Below are 7,712 nucleotides of genomic sequence, written 5' to 3'. Positions count from 1 at the left end.
TTCCCTGTTCCCTGTTCCCTGTTCCCTGTTCCCTGCGCACAGCGCTATAAATTTAATTTTTTTAAGGAGTTAAATATGTCAAAACTTTTGTTTAATTGTCTTTTATTAATATTCTATAAAACCGTAATATTTTGTGCTGTAACTCAAGCCAATGAAATTAAATATACACAAATAAATTCTGAAAAAAACACATTAGAAAAAGAATCATCAAAACCAAATATAACTCCAGTTTCTGAAGATGCAATTATCGTTAAACCAAATCAACTTGAGCAAAATACAGACTCAATGGGTCAAGTTACTTCTGTCTCTCAATTATCCGATGTTCAACCCACAGATTGGGCATTTCAAGCATTACAATCATTAGTAGAACGTTACGGCTGTATTGTTGGTTATCCCGATGGTAGTTATCGTGGTAATCGTCCTATGACTCGCTATGAATTTGCAGCAGGTTTAAATGCTTGTTTAGACAGAATTACCGAATTAATTGCTGCCTCTACAGCAGACTTAGTAACTAAAGATGATTTAGCAGTTTTACAACGTTTACAAGAAGATTTTGCTGTCGAACTTGCAGAAATTAAAGGCAGAATAGATGCTCTAGAAGCACGGACTACAGAACTAGAAGCAAATCAGTTTTCTACCACAACTAAACTAGGTGGAGAAATTGTATTTGCTATTAGTAATGTCTTTGGAGAAGAGAAAGCTGGTGGTGGTAGTTTAGAAGATAATACCGTTTTAAATAATCGAGTAAGTTTGAATTTTAATACTAGCTTTACAGGACGAGACTTATTTAGAACTCGTTTAGATGCTCTGGATACTGTTGCCTATGGAGTGCCAATAACTGGAACAAATATGACTCGTTTAGCTTTTCAAAGAAATACTGATAATACTGTTGATATTGGTAAATTGTTTTATCGTTTTCCAATAGGGAAAAAATTTAGAGTTCATGTTGACGCTATTGGCGGTAGGTTTAATCTGAATGTTTCTGATAACTTCAACAGACTTTTTGCAAATAGAATATCAGGGGCAATTTCTAGGTTTGGACGCTTCAATCCTATCTATGCTCAAGGCGCTCGAGGTGCTGGAGTAACAGTTGTTTATAATATTAATAAATCTGTAAGTTTATCATTAGGATATTTAGCAAGAGACCCGGAAAACCCAAGAGAAAGTAATGGATTTTTTAATGGTAGTAATGCAGGTTTAGCACAACTAGATATTCGACCAAGCGATCGCCTCCGTTTTGGCGTTACTTATGTACGTTCTTACTATCCAAAAAGAAAGTTATTTGTCTCAGCAGCAACAGGTAGTAGAAGAGCAAATGCACCCTTTGGTAATTTAGTTCCTACTTCTGCAGATCATTTAGGTATTCAAGGAAGTTGGCGTGCTTTGAATAATTTCACAGTTTCGGGTTGGACTGGATGGAGTTTTGCTGATGCTGAAAAATCTGTTGGTATGGTTAAGGAAGGAGATGAAGCAACTATTTTTAATTGGGCGGTTACTTTCGGATTTACTGACTTAGGTAAACAAGGAAGTTTGCTTGGTTTTGTAATTGGAAATCCACCTAAAGTAACTGATACTGATAATGGTCCAGATGATGATGATACGGCTTGGCATTTGGAGGGTTTTTATCGTTATCAAATTAATGACAATATTTCAATTAATCCGGGAGTTTTAGTAGTTATTAATCCCGAACATGATGAGGATAATGAAACTATTACTGTAGGAATTATTCGGATGATTTTTTTGTTTTAGGATAAAGAAGGAAGAAGGAAGAAGGAAAAGTATTACCAAGTCTTATGTTTTCAACTTTTGAACTTTCCTAACCTTTGCTTCGACTGCTATATAATTTCAAGAAATTATAGCATGTCTGGATAAGAACGCGATAGAACTCCGTTCCGCTTACGCGACAAAAAAACTTTCTCTTTCTTCTTCTTTCTTTCCTCCTGACTGCTAATTTTAATGCAGCATTTAATTAGGGCTTGCTGATTAAATCTTAAAGCATTGACTGATATTGGTTTTAGCCTTTTTAGGTATTGAAAAAGTACCTGGTTTTCAGCTCTTCATGCTCAAAAACGAGCGCATTTCTGGCGCATAGTTGGGCAAAAAAATTATCACCCTACTCCCCTACTCCCTACTCCCCCGCTCCCCTACTCCTTAAAAAAGACTTTTTCAGCAGACCCTAATTAGGAGAAGACCAAGAGCGAACCTCACCCAAAGTCACCGGAATTAGATCGCTAACATCAATAGTAAACCGGAATACCTTCTTCGCCCGACGGTTATTCTCAGGGTCAAAAAACTTCAACTGCACATCCCAACAATCACTATCCATCCTACAGAATGGACTCTTTGTCACCGCAATACTATCCAACTCCATACCCATAACAGCTTGATAAAAAGTTTGAGCCGCTTGGAAAGCATTAGTAGCAGCAAAATTCAAAGCCCGGTCTTGAGAAGTTTGCCCTAAGTTCCGTAAGTCGTAATAAACTCGATTGAGGAAACTACTCAAACTCCTTCGCATTTGCTCATCGTCAACTTCTGCTTGTTCCCCACGCACTGCTGCCAAAGCCGCACTCACTAAAGTATTAACCTGCCAGCCATAAATACCACGAGGGCTAACAGGCTCAACCACAGGCACCACTTGTCCTGAAAATAACCTCACTGTACGTCCAGTTAGTCGTCCAGGAATACTCACGCGCTCAATATACTCCTCAGAATCTTCTGCTTGCACTTCCCCTGACAGCAACTGCTGAAAAACTTCATAAACATCCCGCGCAAATGATCCCGAAGGCTCAATAGCATAGATAGGAGTTAACTCCATATTCAAAGTCCAAATCAGAGACTTAGCTTCTGAAAGGTTAGCTGCCAAATAGTCCACCATCTGACGTGCATCATAAGGATTAGCTGGAACTTGGCTATTTTCAACAGTAACCGCTGGCATCAACTGTTTAAATGAGTCCCGTCTGGCTTCTGTTCCGAAGTCATAACCCAATATACCGATAACATAGACTAAACTTCCTGTTTCTTGAGGGGGTTGACTGGCAGTTATTCCATTTGTATTATTATTTGTCATAGAAGAAATTTGACTATCTGATGTAGATGTATTAGTTGATGATAATGGTTGCGAGGCCGTGACACTAGCTTCAATGGTGCCAGCAGCTACCATGCCAGTGTCCGATGGAATCTCATGATTATTTTCTGGACTAGCTGAGGCTTGCAGGCTCTCTTCTGGAGTTGACCCACAACCACAACCACTAGCTTCGATACTATTATTCTGCTGTTCTAATTCTGACATTGTTTCTCCTGTTAAATGTGTAACAGCACCTGAAATATTGAGCTGACCTACTAAACAACGGCGTATATCTTCACTCAGACATGGAATAGCTGTCTCGAGCAAGGCAGTACGGACTTCTTGTGGGTCTAATTGTTTTTCCCTCTGCAACTGCAGAGCCATCAGTAATGCTGCCACTCCTGATACTACTGGTGTTGCAAAGCTAGTCCCACTTAATTGTATTGTACTGCCTCCTGGTTGAGCGCCTAAAATATTTTCCCCCAGGGCGAGAATACCCTGAGTTTGATAAGTATGACCCCAGTTACTATAGTCCAATGGTTGTCCGTTTTCTCCCATTGCTCCTACTGCCAATACAGCGGGAAGTGCTGCGGGAACGTGCAAACATTCACAGCCATCATTACCTACAGCAGCAACAAGCAAAACGTTATTTTTTCGGCATAAATTTACCGCATGGTTAAGCCAGTCTTCAGCTTCACCATCATCCGTCAGCTCGCCCCCACTTATATTAATAATATTGGCTCCTGCATTCACAGCTTGTTCGATCGCTCGTGCCAAGTCTAGTTGAGAAGCTCGGCGACTAGAGTCTGAGAAAATAGGAATAATTAGCCCTCGACAGTGGGGGGCAATACCCGAGACAGAAGATTCTGGCTGGCCGAAAATTATACTAGCAACATGAGTACCGTGGAGGGACATCTGATCTGTCGGACTAGCTTCGCCCTCCACCAAGGTTGGTAGTTGGGTCAAGTTGGCTCCTGCAAAACAGGGATGCTTGAGGTCAACTAAACCGTCAAGCACTGCCACACAAACCTCAGAGTTACCTTTGGTTTTTGCCCATAGTTGTTTAATTCCAGGAATATTTGCTATTTCGGCCATCTTTAAAAATAAGTCAAAAGTTAAAATTAAGTCTGCTTTGAAGATTAGTAGGGTGGGCAAATTTTAAACACTTATAATCTCCTAAAAAATCAAGTAATAAGCTGTTCAGCATCTAAACCATATATCCAATTTTTGTCAAAGGCAACAGAGAATATAAAATCTAAATGATTTTTAGTTTATTCTAGTTTGGCATTAACATATTTTTGTAGCCATAGTTTTGAGATACCTGTGATACCAATTTGATAAATGTTTGCTACAAATAGCTAGGGTATTTCTTAGAATCCAGAATCCAGAAGTCAGAATTAATAGATTTCATACCAGTTTTCAGGTCGTAAATTCTCTTTTTCTCTTGGTGCGCGTTCCCTCTCTTGGTCAGCATTCCCTTGCGTCTGACGGCGACGTGGGATATGACCGCTTGCGACTAGCGTCGTCGCAGGGTCGCACCGCTCTCTTGGTCGATTGGATATGGCAAGGTTCCCTCGCTATCCCACCCTTCGGGAAGCTGCGCTAACGACCGCTTTGTCAAAGGGACATTTCCTACAAAATCGTTTTATTACACTTATTATTCGTAATATTCTTTTTTTTAATTGGTATGACACGATCAATACCCGCACTCAGATAATTTTTCTCAAAGGAGCTAATCTGATCGAGTATGAGTGTTTTGTACTAATAGGCTTGTTTTGTAGATTCTGTACAAATTGTCGGCCACAGTCTCGGCACTGATTATTCTGCTTACTACAATGAATTTTGCAATTTTTGACTATATGATTGTATAACCTCTCAACTTGAAGAAATATATTTAATTATTAAATAATCTAAATTTTATAGACTTAAAATAATATTTAGAAAAAAGACTATGACTAATACAATAGAGAAGGCCAAAAATTATAAATTAATTACTAGGATATTACTAAAGAGTTGGGCTTCATTGACCCTTACCCTATTAGGAAGTAGTCTGATATTGTCAACTCCAGCCTTAACTAAAGGGGAAAAAATAGTCCAATACTCAGAATTAAATACACAAGATTCTCCTAGCTTTGCTGTACAAAAAACTGATAACAAAGTACAAAAACTGGATGAACAAGGTGCAACATATTTTTTCAGGGAAGCGATCGCTCAATCTTCTGAAGAAGCATTATCAGTTTCTACTAAAGCAGGCAATATTGGAGACCAAGCTAATAGCTTTCTCTATTTTGGTAATGTTTACAGAGACTTAGGAGAAGACAAATTAGCTATAGAACATTACAAACAAGCACTACCTCTTTTGAAGAGTATAGGTGATATATCAGGAGAAGCTAATGCTTTGACAGGCATTGGTAATGTCTATAGAGACTTAGGAGTTAACAAATTAGCCATAGAACATTACAACCAAGCTTTACCTCTATTTCGCGATATAGGGGATGTATCTGGAGAAGCTACTGCCATAACTAACATTGGCAATGTTTACAGAAACTTGGGAGAAAACAAATTAGCCATAGAAAATTACAACCAAGCTTTACTTTTGTTTAAGCAGATGGGAGACATTGATAGAGAGGCAAGTACCCTCATAGTATTTGGTAATGTTTACAGTGACTTAGGAGAAAGCAAATTAGCTATAGAAAATTACAACCAAGCTTTACCTCTATTACGTCAGACTGGTGATGCTAGTGGAGAGGCTAAAGCTTTCACTGGCCTTGGCAATGTCTACAGTAACTTAGGAGAAAATAAATTAGCAGTAGAATATTATACTCAAGCATTGCCTCTGTTACGACAAACTGGTGATGCTGGTGGAGAAGCTAAAGCTCTAACTGGTCTTGGCAATATCTACAGAAACTTAGGAGAAAGGGAATTAGCTATAAGACATTATCAACAAGCATTACCCTCATTGCGTAAAACAGGCGACTCTAGTGAAGAAGCCACAAATCTCTACAATATAGCTAGTCTTAAATACAGCCAAGGCTACCTTACTGAAAGCTTACAAATCATAGAAGAATCCCTAGCAATCATAGAAGATGCCCAAACTAAAGTCAATACCAAAGTTCATACGCCAGAAAATCGTGCTTCTTACTTTGCCAGAGTACAGGATAGATATGAATTTTACATCAAACTGCTGATGGAACTTCACCAACAGCAACCAAACCAAGGCTTCGATGTTAAAGCCTTTCATGCTAGTGAACGTAGTCGTGCCCGCACACTCCTTGAATTATTGACAGAAGCTAGTGTTGATATTCGCCAAGGAGTAGAGCCTAAACTTTTGAGGCGAGAGCATGAACTCCAAAAATTACTGAATAGGGATATAAAACAAGGACTAATAAAGAGAGACAAGCTTATAGAGCTATATGAACTACTCCGTGCCCGCATTCGTACTACCAGTCCTAATTATACAACCCTAACTCAGCCCAAACCTCTGACTTTGGCAGAAGTTCAGCAACAGGTACTAGACGACGATACCTTGCTTCTACAATATTCTCTGGGTGAAGCAAACAGTTATTTGTGGGCAGTGACTAAAGACAGCATCAACAGTTATCAACTTCCAGGAAGAAAGAAAATAAAAAATGCTGCTATAGAATTTTCTGTGAAAATAACAAATCCATATCCACCGGAGCGCGATGACATAACAAAAATTGATAGTGCTGCCGATGCTCTGACAGAAATTATCCTTAAACCCGTTGCTGATAAATTAAACAAAAAACGTCTATTAATAGTTGCCGATGGCTTCTTACAATACATCTCATTCTCTGCTTTATCAATACCAAATACTTCTACAGAAACTGATGGCTATCAACCTTTAATCGTCAATTACGAAATAGTAAATCTACCTTCAATCACTACTATTGCAACTATCCGTAAACACACAGCTTCTCGGAAACTTCCCCAAAAAAAACTTGCTATCATTGCAGATCCAGTATTTAGCCCTAACGATGCTAGAGTTATAAAAAAAACTGCTACAACATCTAGAGTAAATACGGAAAGTACAGTAGAAACCCATAGTCTTATTTTTCACTTGGATGCACAAGAATCAAAACATAATATTAGAGATTCTTTTCCTCCTATTCCTGGTAGTAGAAAAGAAGCAGAAGCAATTTTAGCAATGCTACCGGAAACTGAACAGGTCTATGCCTTTTTTGACTTTGAAGCCAACTTAAACATCTTTACTAATCAGGAGTTAGCAAAATATCAAATTGTGCATATTGCTACCCACGGTTTTGCTGACCGTCAACGACCAGGGTTATCAAGTTTAGTTATGTCGTTAGTGGATAGAAATGGTAACTGGCAATATGGGTACTTGCTGTCATTAAATGATATTTTCAACCTTGAGTTACCAGTTGAATTAGTAGTATTGAGTGCGGCCAATACAATAAGCGGAAAGTATGTTCCTGGAGAAGGAATAATAGGGTTGACAAGAGGATTCATATCTGCAGGGGCAAAACGAGTAGTAGGTTCATTATATCCAATACATGATGATGCAACTGTAGAGTTGATGAAAAACTTTTATCGGGGAATATTGCAGCAGGGTTTATCACCAGTGGAAGCATTACGAGTAACACAGTTGCAGATGTGGCAGCAAGGCGGG

3 protein-coding genes are annotated in these 7,712 nt (G+C 38.8%); 2 read left to right on the top strand and 1 reads right to left on the bottom strand.

The features are described from left to right. The first annotated feature begins 75 nt into the window (after nucleotides 1-75). A complete protein-coding gene (locus AC3DU7_RS19470; RefSeq protein ID WP_488040966.1) occupies nucleotides 76-1,749 on the top strand; it encodes an iron uptake porin in 1,674 nt (557 codons plus the stop codon). Between the two features lie 427 nt (nucleotides 1,750-2,176). Here the strand turns inward: AC3DU7_RS19470 and AC3DU7_RS19465 are convergent, their stop codons facing one another. Next, the gene (locus tag AC3DU7_RS19465) at nucleotides 2,177-4,159 is read right to left on the bottom strand and encodes a S8 family peptidase (protein WP_488040965.1); all 1,983 of its coding nucleotides are present in this window, start codon (nucleotides 4,157-4,159) and stop codon (nucleotides 2,177-2,179) included. Between the two features lie 856 nt (nucleotides 4,160-5,015). Here AC3DU7_RS19465 and AC3DU7_RS19460 point away from each other — a divergent pair. Further along, a partial coding sequence (locus tag AC3DU7_RS19460; protein WP_488040964.1) for a CHAT domain-containing tetratricopeptide repeat protein occupies nucleotides 5,016-7,712 on the top strand: 2,697 nt, incomplete at its 3' end.

This window comes from Okeania sp., assembly GCF_983059655.1.
This window is presented reverse-complemented; position numbering and strand designations above follow the sequence as displayed.

What these genes read in the sequence shown, in the direction of transcription:
- AC3DU7_RS19470 (WP_488040966.1), top strand. Translation starts at nt 76, where the DNA reads ATGTCAAAACTTTTGTTTAATTGTCTTTTATTAATATTCTATAAAACC.
- AC3DU7_RS19465 (WP_488040965.1), bottom strand. Translation starts at nt 4,159, where the DNA reads ATGGCCGAAATAGCAAATATTCCTGGAATTAAACAACTATGGGCAAAA.